The organism is Coleofasciculus sp. LEGE 07092 (assembly GCF_015207375.1).
Classification (GTDB): Bacteria; Cyanobacteriota; Cyanobacteriia; order Cyanobacteriales; family Coleofasciculaceae; genus LEGE-07092.
Genome location: NZ_JADEWY010000068.1, coordinates 1 through 15,808 on the forward strand (window position 1 = coordinate 1; position 15,808 = coordinate 15,808).

Annotated in this window: 19 protein-coding genes; 3 read left to right on the forward strand and 16 right to left on the reverse strand. The window is 47.1% G+C overall.

Features of this window, described 5'->3' with window-relative positions; translation table 11 throughout:
* Nucleotides 1-184 precede the first annotated feature (184 nt).
* Complete coding sequence (locus IQ257_RS16775) at nucleotides 185-754, forward strand: Uma2 family endonuclease (protein ID WP_193874479.1); 570 nt, start codon at nucleotides 185-187, stop codon at nucleotides 752-754.
* A 41-nt stretch (nucleotides 755-795) separates the two neighbouring features.
* Here IQ257_RS16775 and IQ257_RS16780 read toward each other — a convergent pair whose 3' ends face one another.
* Both IQ257_RS16780 and IQ257_RS16785 read right to left on the reverse strand, forming a co-directional pair.
* Complete coding sequence (locus tag IQ257_RS16780; RefSeq protein WP_193874481.1) at nucleotides 796-2,859, reverse strand: PAS domain S-box protein; 2,064 nt, start codon at nucleotides 2,857-2,859, stop codon at nucleotides 796-798.
* The gene (locus tag IQ257_RS16785; protein WP_193874483.1) at nucleotides 2,832-3,638 is read right to left on the reverse strand and encodes a cache domain-containing protein; all 807 of its coding nucleotides are present in this window, start codon (nucleotides 3,636-3,638) and stop codon (nucleotides 2,832-2,834) included. Before IQ257_RS16785 ends, IQ257_RS16780 begins: the two co-directional genes overlap by 28 nt.
* A 150-nt stretch (nucleotides 3,639-3,788) precedes the next feature.
* Between IQ257_RS16785 and IQ257_RS16790 the strand changes: the two genes are divergently transcribed.
* Together IQ257_RS16790 and IQ257_RS16795 are read left to right on the forward strand one after the other, a co-directional pair.
* On the forward strand, nucleotides 3,789-4,928 hold the full coding sequence (locus tag IQ257_RS16790) for an acyl-CoA dehydrogenase family protein (protein WP_193874485.1): 1,140 nt from the start codon (nucleotides 3,789-3,791) through the stop codon (nucleotides 4,926-4,928).
* 160 nt (nucleotides 4,929-5,088) lie between these two features.
* Complete coding sequence (locus IQ257_RS16795) at nucleotides 5,089-5,337, forward strand: hypothetical protein (RefSeq protein WP_193874487.1); 249 nt, start codon at nucleotides 5,089-5,091, stop codon at nucleotides 5,335-5,337.
* Between the two features lie 51 nt (nucleotides 5,338-5,388).
* On the opposite strand, the gene IQ257_RS16800 is transcribed toward IQ257_RS16795, so the two are convergent.
* The 14 genes from IQ257_RS16800 to infA form a co-directional block, all read right to left on the reverse strand.
* Nucleotides 5,389-6,285 (reverse strand): tetratricopeptide repeat protein, encoded by an 897-nt coding sequence (locus IQ257_RS16800; protein ID WP_193933125.1) that lies wholly within the window; start codon nucleotides 6,283-6,285, stop codon nucleotides 5,389-5,391.
* A gap of 64 nt (nucleotides 6,286-6,349) precedes the next feature.
* Nucleotides 6,350-7,720, reverse strand: a complete 1,371-nt coding sequence (locus IQ257_RS16805) for a DUF1822 family protein (protein ID WP_193874491.1) — start codon at nucleotides 7,718-7,720, stop codon at nucleotides 6,350-6,352.
* A complete protein-coding gene (locus tag IQ257_RS16810; protein ID WP_193874493.1) occupies nucleotides 7,720-9,135 on the reverse strand; it encodes a hypothetical protein in 1,416 nt (471 codons plus the stop codon). The genes IQ257_RS16805 and IQ257_RS16810 overlap by 1 nt, the downstream gene beginning before the upstream one ends.
* Before the next feature lie 345 nt (nucleotides 9,136-9,480).
* Nucleotides 9,481-10,596 (reverse strand): peptide chain release factor 1, encoded by a 1,116-nt coding sequence (prfA, locus tag IQ257_RS16815; protein ID WP_193874495.1) that lies wholly within the window; start codon nucleotides 10,594-10,596, stop codon nucleotides 9,481-9,483.
* 142 nt (nucleotides 10,597-10,738) lie between these two features.
* Nucleotides 10,739-10,990 carry a 50S ribosomal protein L31 gene (gene rpmE / locus IQ257_RS16820; RefSeq protein ID WP_193874497.1) on the reverse strand — a complete coding sequence of 84 codons (252 nt, stop codon included), beginning with the start codon at nucleotides 10,988-10,990 and terminating at the stop codon, nucleotides 10,739-10,741.
* A gap of 116 nt (nucleotides 10,991-11,106) precedes the next feature.
* Nucleotides 11,107-11,520: a 30S ribosomal protein S9 gene (gene rpsI / locus IQ257_RS16825; protein WP_193874499.1), complete on the reverse strand. Its 414-nt coding sequence runs from the start codon at nucleotides 11,518-11,520 to the stop codon at nucleotides 11,107-11,109.
* Nucleotides 11,520-11,975 carry a 50S ribosomal protein L13 gene (gene rplM, locus IQ257_RS16830; RefSeq protein WP_193874501.1) on the reverse strand — a complete coding sequence of 152 codons (456 nt, stop codon included), beginning with the start codon at nucleotides 11,973-11,975 and terminating at the stop codon, nucleotides 11,520-11,522. The genes rpsI and rplM overlap by 1 nt, the downstream gene beginning before the upstream one ends.
* 34 nt (nucleotides 11,976-12,009) lie before the next feature.
* On the reverse strand, nucleotides 12,010-12,873 hold the full coding sequence (gene truA / locus IQ257_RS16835) for a tRNA pseudouridine(38-40) synthase TruA (RefSeq protein WP_193874503.1): 864 nt from the start codon (nucleotides 12,871-12,873) through the stop codon (nucleotides 12,010-12,012).
* Nucleotides 12,842-13,192 (reverse strand): 50S ribosomal protein L17, encoded by a 351-nt coding sequence (gene rplQ, locus IQ257_RS16840; RefSeq protein ID WP_193874505.1) that lies wholly within the window; start codon nucleotides 13,190-13,192, stop codon nucleotides 12,842-12,844. Before rplQ ends, truA begins: the two co-directional genes overlap by 32 nt.
* A 74-nt stretch (nucleotides 13,193-13,266) precedes the next feature.
* Nucleotides 13,267-14,214: a DNA-directed RNA polymerase subunit alpha gene (locus IQ257_RS16845; RefSeq protein WP_193874506.1), complete on the reverse strand. Its 948-nt coding sequence runs from the start codon at nucleotides 14,212-14,214 to the stop codon at nucleotides 13,267-13,269.
* A 245-nt stretch (nucleotides 14,215-14,459) separates the two neighbouring features.
* The gene (gene rpsK, locus IQ257_RS16850) at nucleotides 14,460-14,852 is read right to left on the reverse strand and encodes a 30S ribosomal protein S11 (RefSeq protein WP_193874508.1); all 393 of its coding nucleotides are present in this window, start codon (nucleotides 14,850-14,852) and stop codon (nucleotides 14,460-14,462) included.
* 46 nt (nucleotides 14,853-14,898) lie between these two features.
* Complete coding sequence (gene rpsM / locus IQ257_RS16855; protein ID WP_193874509.1) at nucleotides 14,899-15,282, reverse strand: 30S ribosomal protein S13; 384 nt, start codon at nucleotides 15,280-15,282, stop codon at nucleotides 14,899-14,901.
* Nucleotides 15,283-15,339: 57 nt separating this feature from the next.
* Nucleotides 15,340-15,453, reverse strand: coding sequence for a 50S ribosomal protein L36 (gene rpmJ, locus IQ257_RS16860; protein WP_193874511.1), 114 nt, complete (start codon nucleotides 15,451-15,453; stop codon nucleotides 15,340-15,342).
* A gap of 102 nt (nucleotides 15,454-15,555) precedes the next feature.
* Nucleotides 15,556-15,780, reverse strand: a complete 225-nt coding sequence (gene infA / locus IQ257_RS16865; protein WP_008191178.1) for a translation initiation factor IF-1 — start codon at nucleotides 15,778-15,780, stop codon at nucleotides 15,556-15,558.
* Nucleotides 15,781-15,808 lie beyond the last annotated feature (28 nt).

The window sequence follows — 15,808 nt, forward strand, 5'->3', positions numbered from 1 at the left end:
AAACAATTGCTCGGTACATCAATGACCCACATCATGGTTGAAAAAGATAGTAGGCGGTTAAAACCGCTACCTCGCGTTCCTCTCTGGTCTAAAGACGCAGAGTTTCCCGCATCGGAGGTACTCTGATAAAAGTGCGATCGCTCTGAAGTGTCACAATTAAAGGAGCCTTTGAAGGGTTAAAACCATGATTGCCTCCCCCCAACACCCCTACTTTACCGCCGACGAATACCTCCAACTGGAGGAACAAAGCCCCGTCAAACACGAATACATCGACGGACAAATCTACGCAATGGCAGGGGCTAGTGACCCCCACGTTACTATCGCTGGCAACGTCTTTGCCCTCCTCCGCAGCCATGTCCGAGGCTCCGGTTGCCGCGTCTACATCTCTGATATGAAAGCCCAAATCGAATCCCTGAATCGATTCTACTACCCCGACGTGATGGTCACTTGTGACCCCCGCGACCAAGAAACCTCTACTTATAAACGATTTCCCACTCTCATCATCGAAGTTTTATCTGACTCTACCGAAGCCTTCGATAGAGGCGATAAGTTTGTTGACTATCAAGCGCTTGATAGCCTGCGCGAATACATCTTAATCAATACTAAACGCCAGCGCGTCGAGTCTTTCCGCCGCAACGAAGCGGGGTTGTGGGTATTGCAGTTCTACACCCCGGAACAAACTTCATTTCGCCTCGACAGTATCGACTTTGAGGGAACCCTAGAAGCCCTTTATGAGGATGTCGTGTTTGGATAACTGTGTGTTTAAATCCCGGACTTCTTGAAGAAGTCCGGGATCTAGGCGTTGAGGGATTCGAGTAAGTCCAATAACTTCTGAAACTGGAAATTATTCGCTAAAGCTGCTAACACAGTTGCCAGCGAGTCATTTTCAGCGCGAATCTCCTCAATGAGAGTCAACATTAACTGGAAATCTCCCTCCAGGGTTGCCTGATAAAGATTAGCCACTAAATCAGCCGGTAACTTAGCTAAATCATCAACATTGTCAGCCGTTACCTCGGTTGATGGGATATTGGCAAGCTCATTGGATTCCTCGTAAACAAAACGCACCCCAATATGTTTACTCATCGCCTCAAAAATTTCTACTTCACGGAACGGTTTACGGATAAAATCATCAAAATTTGTATCCTCAGCCATCACGATGTTTAACCTTACAACACTAGCACTCACTGCAATAATTGCTGGTGCTTGACCTTGAGCCGTTGATTTAATCTGTTTAGCGGCTTCCGCAGCTTCTGTTGCTTGTTTGAGTTGAGTGATATCGCGGACACTAACAACCACTCCAGAAATAGTTCGGTCTGTCTCAAAATAAGGAGAGTAATGAACACTGACAAATCGTTCTCCTATCGCTAACTCCACCTTCATTTGATAATTGACTGCCTCTCCCGCTAGTGCTCGATCCAAACGCTCTTTAATTAAATGTTCAAATAGATCCGCGCCTAAAACTTCAGCAACTGAATGTCCGATAATCTCATCTTCCCGTTTGTTATGCCAAGTCAGATAGGTCTGATTAACAATTTGGTAGATAGAGTTCCTATCCACTAAAGCAACGGCATCTGTTGTTGCACAAACAATCCGTTCATACCGTTGTAAGGCTTGCTCTATTCGTTTGCGATCGCTAATATCTTGACCAATACCAATGGTAGAGCCATCCGGTAAACGAACATTCGCCCAAGTCGTTTCTAGCCATTGACCTGTGCGAGTTCTAAGCTGAAAGTCTTGCCATGTACTATCCGCTCTCGTCATGAACTCTAACACTGAGGCACGGTAGTCTGGGTCTGGATAGCATTCTGCCATAATGTCAAGGGTTTTGATCTCTGCCAAAGACCAACCCAGTGTGCGACGAAAAGCTTTGTTGATCAATTGCACTTCAACATCAGCTTTATAGAAGCACAACATAACTGGGATATTATCAACAATTGTTTGTAGGATGGACTTCTGTTGTTGGAGGGCAAGTTCAGCCGTTTTGCGAGCGCTAATGTCTTGAGTGATTCCCCAAAAGTGGGTAATCTGTCCCTCAGAATTCCGTTCAACGAGTCCCCTAGAAAAGGCATAGTTAATCCTTCCGTCAGGTCGCAAAAAGCGAAACTCAATGTCGTAGGAAATGCCTTGCTCAATTGCCTGTTGAGTAATCTGATTAACTCGCTCCCGATCCTCTGGATGTACGCTTTGATTAACCGTCTCAACGTCAGGCGGAATCGGATACTCTTCGGGGTGCAAACCTATGATTCGGTACATTTCATGCGACCACCATCGCTCGTCACTCTCCAAATTCCACGACCAACTGCCCATCTTGGCAATCCGCTGGGATTCATTGAGCAATGCTTCGCGGCGACTTAATGTCTCAGTCCGTTCAGCAACTTGGGCTTCTAAAGTACGGTTGTAATCGGCTAAAATTCTCTCAGTTTGTTTGCGTTCGGTGATGTCAAAGAACACCGCGATCGCTGCTACCATTTCCCCCGTCTCATCTAATAGCGGCGTGCCATAAACTTCTAAAGGAATTGTTTGCTCCGGCAGGTGAATTTCCATATCATCAACCCATGCCTTTTCACCCTGAAGCGCACGAACCACAGGCATCGCTTCCACCGGATATAACTGCTCACCTCCTGCCTGATAAACCTGATAGGCTACTGCCAATTGCTCAGTTTCAGCGTCCGGTAATGCCTCAATCCCCAGTAGCTCCCTCGATTTATCATTCGCATAGATTAATTTTCCGGTACGATCATGAACAGATATCCCTACAGGAATCGCTTCCAGAATTTGATTGAGTTTGCTTTCACTCTCGGCTAGGGATTTATTTGAGGCTTGGAGTCGAGTCAAATACTGTTGCAGTTGTGCTGCCATTGTCCCGACGGCGAGAAGTGCAGCTTGTTGAGAACGGTGCTGATAGCTCCCAGAGCAACATCAGACACGAAAAAACCTTGCAACTCTCCATCTGCATCATAGACAGGAGCGGTTGCTAGCATTCCTAAAATGGGCAAACTTTTGTAAACAAAAATTGACGACCAAGTTTGTTTTTTAGCGGCTTTGGCGTGGCGATACCACGGCAACTGGCGGAAATCGTCAACGAACGAATAGATCAGTTTTTCAGGCTTGCCATCGTCATCCACCAGATAGTATCGGCGTTGCTCTGGATGAGCGTTGCTGACTTCACCGAAAAAGTGCGTCCCAATTGAGAGGTTCTCTCCCGTCAGCTTACGGACTTGCTCGCGCTCCTTCTCTGCTACGATACGTCCGTAAGCAATCATTCTGCCTTGCTCATTCCAAAAGCCACTTGATGCCAGTGAGGGGTACACGCTCATCTGCCGCCAGAGCTGTTGTCGTATTTGCTCAAAGTCTTGCAGGCTTAGGGTTCCCTGTTCTACTGCCAGATGGTTAGCGGCGACAATTTGGTGAGGCGTTTGTAGGTAAGTGGTGAGGCGATCGCTAATTCGTTCTCCCATCTGTGTCATTAACTGCTGCGCTAAATTCTCCACAGATTCCTGCCCACTTTTGAAAGACAGATACTCCACCAATCCCACTGTCCCCACAATTTGCAGCACGAAGGGGACAATTAGGACAGTCCGCAGGGGAAGTTTTCCAGCAACTTTGACAGCTAAACGAGAAACAGCAGAAATGGGCATGGGGGTGAAGGGGTTGCAGAGGTAGAAGTGCGATCGCTTACGGCACGCCTACAAGAGCCGATTACTTCTCGATGCCAAAGCTAGCATATCTCTATTGAAAGTCAGATAGTAGTCTAAAGATGGGGTAGTGTAAGACTTCGTGACCAAAAAATGACACGGACAGCAAAAAACCAGGGTGTTATCCGCGATATCGATAACCAGCAATCACTTTTAGATGTGGCTGAATCTTATCTACAGGAGTCCGTTGCACCCGTAGCGTCAGACATTGATAGCCATCCAGAAGCATTGAGAGATGCCCTGAAAGGATTAGGCGATCGCTCTTTACTAGCGCTAAAAGTTCCTCAACTTTGGGGAGGTGCCGAAGTCAACGAAGCTACCTTTCGCCGCTTCCAGCAACTCGTTCCCAGATACTCCGGTGCGTTGGCATTCCTGCAAACCCAGCACCAGAGTGCAGGTGGATTGCTGGCTAAGAGTGAGAATGAGTTCCTAAAGCAGCAGTACCTTCCTCGGATGGGTAAGGGTGAGGTATTAGTCGGTGTGGGTTTTTCCCAACTGCGGCGAAACGGTGAGCCGCTAGTCAAAGCTATTCCTGTAGAAGGTGGGTATCAAGTTACTGGAACAGTGCCTTGGGTAACAGGTTTTGGATTCTTTCAGGATTTTATTGTGGGTGCGGTACTTCCTGATGGTCGAGAACTTTATGGGATTGTACCTTTTACTGAGACTAATCGAGAGATTGGGGGAGCGATCGCATTTAGCGAACCCATGGAACTCGCGGCAATGACATCAACCAATACTGTTACCGCAGCGCTCACCCATTGGTTTTTACCCCAAGAGCAAGTACTGTTTGTTAAAAAACCCGGAGCTATTCACGAAAGCGATAAGAAGAACGTACTGAATCACGGTTTTTTTGCCTTGGGCTGCGCAGGAGCGGGATTAGATATCTTAGAAACTACGGCTAAAAGGAAGCAATTGGAATTTATCCAATACGCTTTTGAGTCTCTCCACGAGGAATTCACTTGCTGTCAGGCGGCAATGATGCAAGCCTTACCCCCCAATTCTTGCCCTTGGGAAGAACGACTGCAATTGAGAGTGTGGGCAATTAACTTAGCCGGACGTTGTGCCAATGCCGCCGTTACTGCTTCTAGCGGTGCGGCGAATACCAAATATCATGGAGCACAGCGAGTCTATCGAGAAGCCCTCGTGTTTACCGTATCAGGTCAAACTACCGCCGTGATGGAAGCAACACTGACTCGGCTGGTTAATTTTACATCCTGCGGGGAAGCGGGTTAGGGAACTCGAAAAAATAAATGATCCCATAGGACTTCTGAACATGAGCTGTCGATAGCAGGCTGTCCTGGGAGAATACTTGATACAACTTTTGCAAAAGTCATCCGGAGGGCAAACAAAATAAGCCGTAGAACTATAGCGAGATTCTGAATAGGACTCAGCTATGACTTGTGAAAATGTAGACATAAAATCAACTCGTCAAACGAATGCTCAACTTGCCGAGTTATTATCAGGCTTTAAAGAAGTGTTAACCCAATGTGGCGTTAGCGATTCTACAGCCATTGAATTTACCCTGGTTGAGCGGGGATTAGACAAAGAAGGCTTTACTGTCTTACCTCAAGGGTGTAAGTATAAATGCTGGTACAATCAAGGGACTTACTCGACTCAGTGTGGCGTTGTGTGTAGTATTTGATTCCTAATGAGTAGAGACATTGCAGGCAACGTCTCTACTACTGCCGTCTCATTATTGTTCAAGAGCCTGAATTTGAGATTGGGCAGCATTAACTCCTTCGCGATCGCCTACTTGTTCAAAAATTTCTAAAGCTTGTTGGTAGGAATCTAGCGCCATATCCTGTTTATTAAGTTGGGTGTAAACTGAACCCATATTGTAAAGGGCTATGGCTTGAGAGCGGGGAATATTGAGTTCTTTAAAGATTTCCAAGGCTCGTTGGTGAGATTCTATCGCCTGGGGATATTGGTTTAAATTGTTATAAGCTAATCCCAAATAGTCTAGAATTATCCCTTCTCCAATCTTATCGTCAACCTCTTTATAAATACTTGCCGCTTCTTCTAGAAACTCCAGGGCTTCCTCATTATCGTTTTCATTGAGATGAATAACCCCAATGTTGCCCAAAACAATACCTTCACTGCGGCGAATACCAAGTTCTCGGAACAGTTCCAATGATTTCTGGTGATGTTCGAGTGCCTGGTCATACTGTTCCAGACCGTTGTAGGCTAATCCCATGTAATCTAATACAATGGCTTCTTCTTGGCGATCGCCAATGTCTCTAGCAATCTTTAATGATTGCTCGTAAGATGTCAGAGCTTCTTGGTATTGACCGAGATTATCGTAAACTCTGCCGATTTGGGTCAGACTTACTGCTTCTCCTTGACGTTCCCCTGTCTTTTTGTAAAGGGCTATAGCCTCTTGCAATGTCTCTAAAGCTTGTTGTAATCGACCTTGCTGATACTGCTCAATCCCTTGCTGTAGCAGTTGATCTGCTAATTTAGGTTGCTCTTGAGTGGTTTGTGCCTGTGCCTGCTCTAATAGAGGAAAATTGGGAGATAGAGCAATGGGGGCAGCTAGAGACAGCAGTAAAGTAGTAGTTGTCAGGCTTAAGTATTTTAGAGGCTGAGGCATGGCTAAATTCTTCATGAGTCTAGTTTCCGGTTCTGATTGCATCGAACCTATTGTTCTATTATGCCTAGCGCTCTAAAGTAAAGCTAAAGGGAGGCAGTGTTTGTTCGATACCCGACCCTAAACTGACGGTGGCAATAAACTTTTCGTCCTGGGTGCCGACAACACTGGTGAAAAAATAGGGATGATTCTCATCGGTATCTAATTCTTGCTCGACTAAAACGCCGGTTTGGTCGCTAAGTCGTAATTTTAAACCGACAGGGAGACTGGTTTGGGAAGGTGTCCCCACTATTAGCAGCAGTGTCCACTCGGGAACTGATTCAGACAACAGGAGCCAAGTCAGGGCGTACAGGCGCAGGGGTGTTTCTCCTAGTTGTAGGTTACGATAAGCACCCCGCGCCTCGGTAGAAATCTCAACGTTGTTGTGCTGAAGTTCTCTCACAATTCCCTCAAATTCTTCAGCAGGCGATCGCACTTCTTGAGTGAGCGATCGCATGGCATTAGCACCAGCAAAACTCGGCAGCAGTTGCCAGGAGAATTCCTGAGCCAGTTCATCCAACTCATTCCACAACCAACGTCTCACATTTACCGCTTTTTGGGTTAGCAGTTGCAGCAAGTCTGATAAGTAAGGCGTTAGGCTGATGTCCGGTTGCGCTTCGTCTTGAGTTTGTAATTGATACAGCCAGTTGAGTAATTCTGGATTGGTGAGTACTACTGCGCCTTGTTCCCAGCTCAAAACCTGCCAAAGCTGGCGTTCAGGAGACTGTAACTGGGGCAGGAGAGCTTCCAGTTGCGATCGCATCCGTGAAAGCTGTGTCAGGCGATCATCGGGTACGGCAGGTAAGGGAATAGCACTGGGTTCAAGACAGCGTAAATTCAGCAATAAGCGATCCAGACTCCCATCAAACCAAGTGAGGGGGAACTGATACGTCCAGTCTTCATCGGCTGTTACATTTACCCTTGCCCGTTTCTCAAGGAGTTGGTTGTAGGGCAAAAAGCCACGGATAACCGCCATTTCCTGTTCTTCTCGCACGTCTATCAGCACGTAGAAATGGGGAACAAATTCAGGCAGATCGATAACAGCTCTGGGTAACGTAACCTCTTCATCCATGAGGCTACCAGTGGCAATTAGGCAGAGTTTGAAGCCGTGGACTTTGAGATTAAAAACTGCTTCAATAGAATTAGCCATTGCTGGCTGAAACAAAGAGCATTCTTCCTTATTGACTCTCATTTCTGGACTGCGTTCTGCCAGCCATTGCTCAAAACTAAACAGCGCCAAGGCATTGAGATAGGTTTGCCACTGCCGTTGTTCGTTGGGAATTTGAGTGGCGAGTTCTGCGGCTTGGTCAATCGCTTCTAATGAAAGTTCAATACTTTCAACGGCTAAGGCTTCAAAGTCAAGTTCCATTTGAGTGGTAAGATTTGAGTAGTGAGTCATCAGGGGTTGCTCCTAGTATCGAGGTGGCGGCAAAGTCTGCGGGAAAAAAGGCTGCTTTGAGAGCGGTGTTTTTCTACAGTGGCTGTACTGGCTTCTGTGGCAGCTTCTTCAATAACATGAGTAACTTGTTCATTGAGTGCGTCTTCAATTTGTTGATGGAATGTTTGGAGGCGTTCGGGTTGAATGTAGGTTTTGGCTTGCTCAAAAATGCGATCGCGCAAGTACACTAATAACTCCCTCTGGATATCGGCACGAAAGGCTTTGAGTTTGAGTAGGCGGCTGACATGAAATTGGGCTTTGAGGTTTAACTGCTTGGCGATGTCAGACATTGAGCGCTCTTGACAGTGAAATAACTGCAAGGCGATGATAAACCCTTGGGCTTTTTGAGGGTCTTTGCACTGTAATTTCGTGACGCGATCGCTTGTTACCTGGGCTATTGCTTGGTCTAAACTGGTGAGAAAGTGTTGGCGGTAGACTCTCAAAAATTCGGTTTGGTCGTTGGTAGTATCGGAGTTGGGATAGGGAATCCTTTCAGCCAGCGTCATTGGATCAGTTTCGTCTTTCGGTAAAGCCCCACCCCGGACGTGAATTCGGTACTGCCGCAAGCGAGACGCTATCTCTTGGAGTTTGGTCAATAAAGTAACTTCTGAGAGCATTTGGGGGGTAAGGCTTGATAGGCGTTGGTTAATTTGGTTGAGTTGTTCGCGGGTTGGGGGTAGGCATTTTCCTTTGATTCCGGCTTGGCGTTGTTTGAGACGTTGAGCGCGATAAACAGCATGGTAGTTTTCCAGAAGTTGTTTGGCTTGCTGGATTTCCACCGTTGTGAGCTGGTGAAACTGAGAAAAAATCCGATCAAGTTGCTTGGGAGTGGTATCGTTGAGGATTGCCCAGTCACTGACGAGATACACGCCCTGTTCGAGTAAAAAATCATTCAGTTCTCTGTGATGTCTCACCCGGCGTGTCGTCCAGGTTGCTAAACTGCTTTGTTCTGGATCAAAACTTTGCAGGATTTCATCGGAGAACGATTGATAGGGGGCAGGGCTTTGGTTCGTCGCGGCTTGAGCGTATCGACGGCTATCGTCATCTAAGACAAAGGGCAGTAAATCGCCGCAGGTGAAGCTGTGTTCAGTACCGAATTGAACTGCCAATTGCTGACAAACTCGTTCAATTTGGCTAGAAATAAAGCATTTCAGACACAATTGGGCTAAAAAACGACCCTTCTCGTCACGTTGGGTTCCCCGTTTGAACCAGTGTAGGAGTTGTCGTTGAACAAGAGCATCGGACACTTCACTGTGAATGGTGAATTCGGGAAACGAGGCTAGGAAAAATGCTTTTGCTGGGGCAATCTCCTCTCTTTTACGCTGTCCAGCCGCATTAATTGCGATCGTTGTCCAGTATCTCAATGCAAGTCTCATAGCAGTTTTACCTAGCTTTCGCTCGTCACTTATTGCTTGCGGCTTAAGGGATAACTCCGCTTACAATTGTTCTTAATTGTTTTACTTTCCATAGTCTAGAGTTGATTTGAGGGTAGAAGAGCTTGTTACGTGACGACCTAACTCTAAGTCAGTTGACCTTATGCAGGTGTAGCAGGATTGAACGCTCAAATATCTTGTCCCCACTCTGTTGGCTATGCAAACGAGAACTGCTATAAGCAAAAGCGAAGTTCCCTCTAAATGTAGAAAACTTCGCTTCAGTACTTTACTATTTAATTAATTGAGCAGCATTAGCTGTCCCTGGGCGATCGCTCCTGATGTGATTCCTTAAATCAAGAGTAATTTGTCTGTATCAGTAGAGGCTGCCATCTCCTCTAACTGTTCTTGCTGGTCTTGAGTAATGCAAGATTGAATGACTGACTCTAAATCCCCCTCCAGTAAGGGGTTTAGGGTATAATTTTGACCCAATCGATGATCAGTAACGCGATTGTCTTTGTAGTTGTACGTGCGGATTTTCTCAGAGCGAGAACCCGTACCCACTTGCGATCGCCGCATGGAAGTCACAGCTTCCTGTTGCTCTTGGAGTTTCATCTCGTAAAGCTTGGCGCGAAGAATCTGCATGGCACGCTCTCGGTTTTGTAGCTGAGAGCGCTCCTCCGTACAAAAGATGCGAATGCCTGTTGGTTTGTGGAATAGGTCAACAGCAGTTTCCACTTTGTTCACATTCTGTCCGCCAGCACCGCCAGAACGTGCCGTAGAAACTTCCAAATCTTTCGGGTCAATCTCCACTTCCACCTCATCCACTTCCGGCATCACCGCTACTGTTGCCGTTGAGGTGTGAACTCGTCCCCCCGCTTCCGTCACAGGTACTCGCTGTACTCGATGAACGCCTGCTTCAAACTTCAGCTTGCTGTAAACTTGGTTGCCCTGGATTTCTAGAATTGCCTCTTTAAAGCCACCCATATCTGCCGATGACTCGCTCAATAACTTCACGCGCCAGTTTTGACTTTCAGCGTAGCGGGAGTACATCCGCACTAAATCCCCAGCCCAGATACTGGCTTCATCGCCACCCGTTCCGGCTCGAATTTCTAACATGATGTTCTTGTCATCATTCGGGTCGCGGGGCAGGAGTAAGATCTTGAGACGGATTTCTAGCTGCTGTAGCTTGGCTTGCAGTTCTTCAACTTCCAGGGCGGCTATTTCGTGCAGCTCTGAATCACCACTCGCTTCCTTAAGGATTTGTCGCGCTCCCCCTAACTCCTCTTGAGCCGTCTTCCAAGTATTGTAGGTCAAGACAACGTCTTCCAGAGAGGAACGGGCTTTTGCCACCCGTTGCACCTCCACTGGGTTAGTCGCAATATCTGGGTCTGCCAGACGGCGCGTTAATTCGTTAAAGGTTTGTTCAACCGATTGCAGTTTCTCCAGCAGGTAAGTTTCCGCCATGACTTGTGCGCTTGCTCCGTAAAAATAGCCAGGTTGCTCACTAAACAAAACTATCTCCCAGCCGAAGATTTCCAGATTTTAAAGCTGTGAGTTGGGAAAACCCAACTCTTAATGCTGGGCGATTGTAAGAAGAGCAAACCCGCTATTTTTTATTTTGCTGAGATTGATCGGCTGATTTTCCATCGCCCTCGATCATGCCGTATTTGCGCATAAAGCGCTCAACTCGACCTTCGGTATCGATAATTTTCTGGGTTCCTGTAAAGAAGGGATGGTTGCCAGACCAAACATCGACATGGATTTCTGGCTTTGTTGAGCCAACGGTCATTACAACTTCACCGTTGCAATAGACTTTAGCTTCTGGATACCACTTGGGATGAATATCTGATTTTGGCATGATTACTCCTAAATTTTCTAAACCGTCTTTTAATTAATAGGGTTAAGTTCAGGAAGTTGGTCTTTAGTCTTTAGTCCATACTTCTATTTTATGACTAATGACTAATGACCAACGATTTATCGCTTGGAGTACTGGGGAGCTTTGCGAGCTTTGTGCAAGCCGTATTTCTTGCGTTCTTTAGCTCTTGGGTCACGAGTCAAGTACCCTTCAATTTTTAGAGGTGAACGATTGTCTGGGTCAAGTTCGCATAAGGCTCTGGCAACTCCCAAGCGAATAGAGTCAGCTTGCCCCGTCAAGCCACCACCGTGAGCATTGACTAAGATATCGTACTCATTTTCTAGACCCAAGGTTTCTAGTGGGGCTTTTACCGCTGCCAGATAACCATGGTTAAAGTTGAAGTAAGAGTCTCCGGGACGACCGTTGACAATGAGCTGACCATTACCGGGAACCAAGCGCACCCGTGCCACTGAAGATTTGCGACGACCGGTACCCCAGTACACGGCGCGATCTGTTGAGTCTGTTGCTTGCATTAGTTTTCTGCTCCTGGAATCGTATCAATGGTTAGGAATTGAGGTTTTTGGGCTTGATGGGGATGGCTGTCACCCGCATACACTTTGAGTTTGGTGAAAAGTTGACGACCCAGAGAATTTTTGGGCAGCATTCCTTTAACAGCGTGTTCGACAATCCGTTCCGGCAGCCGAGCTTGCAGTTTAGCAAAGGTTTCCGTCTTCATCCCACCGGGACGCCCGGAATGACGCCGATAGAGCTTCTGGCTACGTTTTTTGCCTGTCACCGCTACTTTCTCAGCATTGACAACAATCACAAAATCCCCCGTATCCATGTGGGGGGTGTAGGTGGGTTTATTTTTTCCCCTAAGAATTCTGGCAATTTCTGTTGCCAGCCTTCCCAGACGTTGATCAGCGGCATCAATGAGATACCACTTCTGTTCTAGAGAATCAGTTGGGGGTAGGTAAGTTTTTTCCATCAGTATTTTGGCGATCGCTTCAAAGGTTAAGTATTCAAATTAAGCTGCACGACGACGGGGTAACGGTTGGCAAGAAAAACTTGGGTTGGGTATCAAACCAGGCTTCTCGGGGAAAGGGCGAGTCAGGATAGCCTACCCGTAACAAGCATAGACCCTTAGCTGGAGCCGAATATTTCACGGCTTCCCGCTGCTGATTGACCCAAATGTCTCTAAACTGGTGGGGACTTAGCTTACCGTTTCCTAACTCGACAAGCATTCCCACCAAGAGTCGCACCATTCCATACAAAAATCCGTTAGCCTGAATTTCTATATGAATAAAAGAACCATTTCGGTAACATTCTGCCCCTTGGACATCTACCCAGGAATGTTTGCGTGCTGAATTGGCTCGGTGAAATGCTGCTAGATCGTGCTTCCCCTTGAGAGGGGTTAACGCCGACTGCATCAGGGCTTCATCGAGGGGTGCATAATAATAATGCCAACTAAAGGGTCGCACAAACAAGTTAGGGCGGCTGTCCGTATAGAGGGTGTATCGATAACGACGCCAACTAGCAGAAAAACGAGCGTGCCAGTTAGAATCTACCGCTGCTGATGCCCGAATCAGAATATCTTCAGGCAACCTACTATTGAGAACAGGAGTCCATCGTTGAGCCGGAATCGGACTTGTGGCATTAAAATGCGCGACTTGGGCAGCGGCGTGAACTCCCGAATCAGTGCGCCCAGCGCCGTGAAGGGTCACGGGTCGCTGTTCAATGGTGGAAAGAACTTGCTCGATTTCCGCCTGCACAGTGCGATGGTGAGATTGCCGCTGCCAGCCATGAAAATTTGTACCCAGGTATTGGATAACTAAGGCAATGCGCGACAAGGTTTCAGACCAACTCGATAATTGCCATTTCAGCATTATCACCACGACGGCGCACGGTTCTCAAAATACGGGTATAGCCGCCATTGCGATTGCCATAGCGTTCTGGTACTCCTTCAAACAGGGCATGAACTAGCTGTTTGTCGTAGAGATAACCCATGGCTTGACGCCGTGACGCCAAAGAGCCATCTTTGGCGAGGGTAATCATTTTTTCTACTTGGGAGCGGAGGGCTTTTGCTCGTATTTTGGTAGTGGTAATCCGACCATGACGAATCAGTTCAGTTGCCAAGGATCTTAGGAGCGCCCGCCGCTGGTCAGCAGGCTTTCCCAATTGTGGCACGCGACGACGATGACGCATCTTTCTTTTCTCCGTCTACAATCTACAAAAAATTGCGCTAATAGCTAATTGTCCCCTGCCACTATCTACTCAGACTAGCTAGGTTTGGCAGATTTTTCGTGGGGCAGGGTAATTCCCAAGCGTTTTTGCAAGGCTTCAATCACTTCTTCGGCAGACTTTTGACCAAAATTTTTGATTTCCAGCAGGTCTTCCTGGCTGTAATCGAGCAAGTCAGCGACGGAATTAATTTGAGCCCGCTTTAAGCAGTTATAAGCTCGCACTGACAGTTGCAATTCTTCAATCGGGATTTGGCTGGTTGGATCTTCATCAATAGGTCGTTCCCCAGGTTCTGGCTTTAGATCGATATCTTTGAGGGGATTGAACAAATCCACAAGAAGACCAGCGGCTTGACTTAAAGCTTCTTGAGGAGTCAAGCTGCCATTTGTCCAGATATCTAGTAGCAATCGGTCTTTTTCTAAGGAGCCGTCAATGCGAGCATCCTCAACGCTGTAATTGACTTTACTCACGGGCATAAATACGGCATCGATTTGGAGGAAATCTACCGACGAAGCATCATCACGCCCTCGTTCTACCGAGCGATAGCCTTTGCCTCTTTCGATGCGAAACTCCATCTCCAGACGTGCACTGTCTGCTAGAGTGGCGATATACTGACCAGGATCAACGATTTCTACGTCCGAGGGTAAATCGAACTGAGCCGATCTTACAGTCGAAGGTCCGGTGATCATGACCCGACCGATATGGGGTCCAGGCGTATAGCTTTTGAGGACCACTTCTTTCATGTTGAGCAGAATTTCCAGGACGTCCTCTCTAATTCCCTCAATGGTGGCAAACTCGTGATTCACTCCAGCAATTCGGACAGCAGTCACGGCTGTACCTTCAAGGTTGGACAGGAGAACTCGCCTTAGGGCATTGCCAACTGTTGTACCTTGACCGCGTTCGAGAGGCTCTAGGACAAATTTGCTATATTGACTCTGATTCTTCAGTGTTTTAGACTCTACACACTCTATTTGAAACTGCGCCACTCCAGTGACCTCCCTCCTAATACATAAAACCCCGCCAAAAGCATCAAGACGCGCTTTTGGGCTGTGTTGCTCCTAACCAAATCTTTAGAGTCATGCCGCAATAAATAAATAAAGCACCAGCGGGTTAGTGGGGCGGCTAATGGCTTCCTTAGCTGATACTCCTCATCTTTGACCTGGAGCCTGGGAACTGGGGAGTGAAGGCAGGGCTTGAAACCCTAGCTCACTCCAATTTTCCATTCCCGTTTCTAAACTCGACGTCGCTTAGGTGGACGGCAGCCGTTATGAGGAATGGGTGTAACATCCCGAATTAGGGTAATTTCCAATCCCGCCCCTTGAAGTGCTCGGATTGCAGTTTCTCGACCAGCCCCAGGACCGCTGACCATCACTTCAATCTGACGCATTCCTTGATCCATCGCTCGGCGAGCAGCACTGTCAGCGGCTGTCTGAGCAGCAAAAGGAGTTCCTTTTTTAGCCCCTTTAAATCCGCTCGATCCGGCTGAAGCCCAAGAAACAACATCGCCTCGGGTGTCAGCAATGGTGACGATGGTATTGTTGAACGTGGACTGGATGTAAGCTACTCCATTGGGAACATTGCGTTTCTGCTTTTTTGTACCAGTTTTCTTAGTTGGTCGAGCCATGTCGCTTTATTGGCTGTATGGATGATTGGTGAACTGAATAAACGTGTTACTTCTTAGCGGGGGCTTTTTTCTTACCAGCAACAGCTACGCGCTTACCGCGACGTGTTCTGCCATTGGTACGAGTCCGCTGACCCCGCACTGGCAATCCTGAGCGATGGCGACGACCCCGATAGGTGCCAATATCCACTAGGCGCTTGATGTTCATCGCTTCCCAGCGCCTCAGGTCTCCTTCGACCTGATAGTTACTTTCTACAGTAGCCCTGAGAGAAGCAACTTCGGCATCGCTCAAATCCTTAACTCTTGTATCAGGATTAATGCCAGTTGCTGCCAAAATTTCTTTAGATCGGGATAGACCGATCCCGTAAATGTAAGTTAGACCAATTTCTACGCGCTTGTCGCGAGGAAGGTCTACACTGGCAATCCTTGCCACGCTTTTTTCTCCCTATTCTTACTTTTGTGCTACAAATGATTCTAGTAGAGTCTATGGCTACCCTTGACGTTGCTTGTGCTTGGGATTTTGACAAATCACCATGACTCGACCGCGACGGCGAATGACGCGGCATTTTTCACAGATTTTTCGGACGGAGGCTCTAACTTTCATGCTTTATCGAGTCACAACGCAAGCATATTATTATATCATCATTGGTAATTTTTATGCAATCACTCGTTAAGTCATTGAAGTAAAACTATGCTTTTGTGTAATTTATTTCTTGCGTAGCCGATAAGTAATCCTGCCTTTGGTGAGGTCGTAGGGAGTTAGTTCAACTTTAACCCGATCTCCTGGCAAGATTTTGATATAATTTCGGCGAATTTTGCCAGAAATGTGTGCCAATACGTTAAAGCCATTATCTAGATCAACCCTAAACATAGCATTAGGCAGTGATTCTGTCACCGTGCCTTCCATTTCAATCAAATCTTGTTTAGCCAATTTGTCCTTACCTCAATAGCGTTTATTA

Coding starts and splice junctions, on each gene's coding strand:
- IQ257_RS16775 (WP_193874479.1), top strand. CDS start 185: ATGATTGCCTCCCCCCAACACCCCTACTTTACCGCCGACGAATACCTC.
- IQ257_RS16780 (WP_193874481.1), bottom strand. CDS start 2,859: ATGGCAGCACAACTGCAACAGTATTTGACTCGACTCCAAGCCTCAAAT.
- IQ257_RS16785 (WP_193874483.1), bottom strand. CDS start 3,638: ATGCCCATTTCTGCTGTTTCTCGTTTAGCTGTCAAAGTTGCTGGAAAA.
- IQ257_RS16790 (WP_193874485.1), top strand. CDS start 3,789: ATGACACGGACAGCAAAAAACCAGGGTGTTATCCGCGATATCGATAAC.
- IQ257_RS16795 (WP_193874487.1), top strand. CDS start 5,089: ATGACTTGTGAAAATGTAGACATAAAATCAACTCGTCAAACGAATGCT.
- IQ257_RS16800 (WP_193933125.1), bottom strand. CDS start 6,285: ATGCCTCAGCCTCTAAAATACTTAAGCCTGACAACTACTACTTTACTG.
- IQ257_RS16805 (WP_193874491.1), bottom strand. CDS start 7,720: ATGACTCACTACTCAAATCTTACCACTCAAATGGAACTTGACTTTGAA.
- IQ257_RS16810 (WP_193874493.1), bottom strand. CDS start 9,135: ATGAGACTTGCATTGAGATACTGGACAACGATCGCAATTAATGCGGCT.
- prfA (WP_193874495.1), bottom strand. CDS start 10,596: ATGGCGGAAACTTACCTGCTGGAGAAACTGCAATCGGTTGAACAAACC.
- rpmE (WP_193874497.1), bottom strand. CDS start 10,990: ATGCCAAAATCAGATATTCATCCCAAGTGGTATCCAGAAGCTAAAGTC.
- rpsI (WP_193874499.1), bottom strand. CDS start 11,520: ATGCAAGCAACAGACTCAACAGATCGCGCCGTGTACTGGGGTACCGGT.
- rplM (WP_193874501.1), bottom strand. CDS start 11,975: ATGGAAAAAACTTACCTACCCCCAACTGATTCTCTAGAACAGAAGTGG.
- truA (WP_193874503.1), bottom strand. CDS start 12,873: ATGCTGAAATGGCAATTATCGAGTTGGTCTGAAACCTTGTCGCGCATT.
- rplQ (WP_193874505.1), bottom strand. CDS start 13,192: ATGCGTCATCGTCGTCGCGTGCCACAATTGGGAAAGCCTGCTGACCAG.
- rpsK (WP_193874508.1), bottom strand. CDS start 14,852: ATGGCTCGACCAACTAAGAAAACTGGTACAAAAAAGCAGAAACGCAAT.
- rpmJ (WP_193874511.1), bottom strand. CDS start 15,453: ATGAAAGTTAGAGCCTCCGTCCGAAAAATCTGTGAAAAATGCCGCGTC.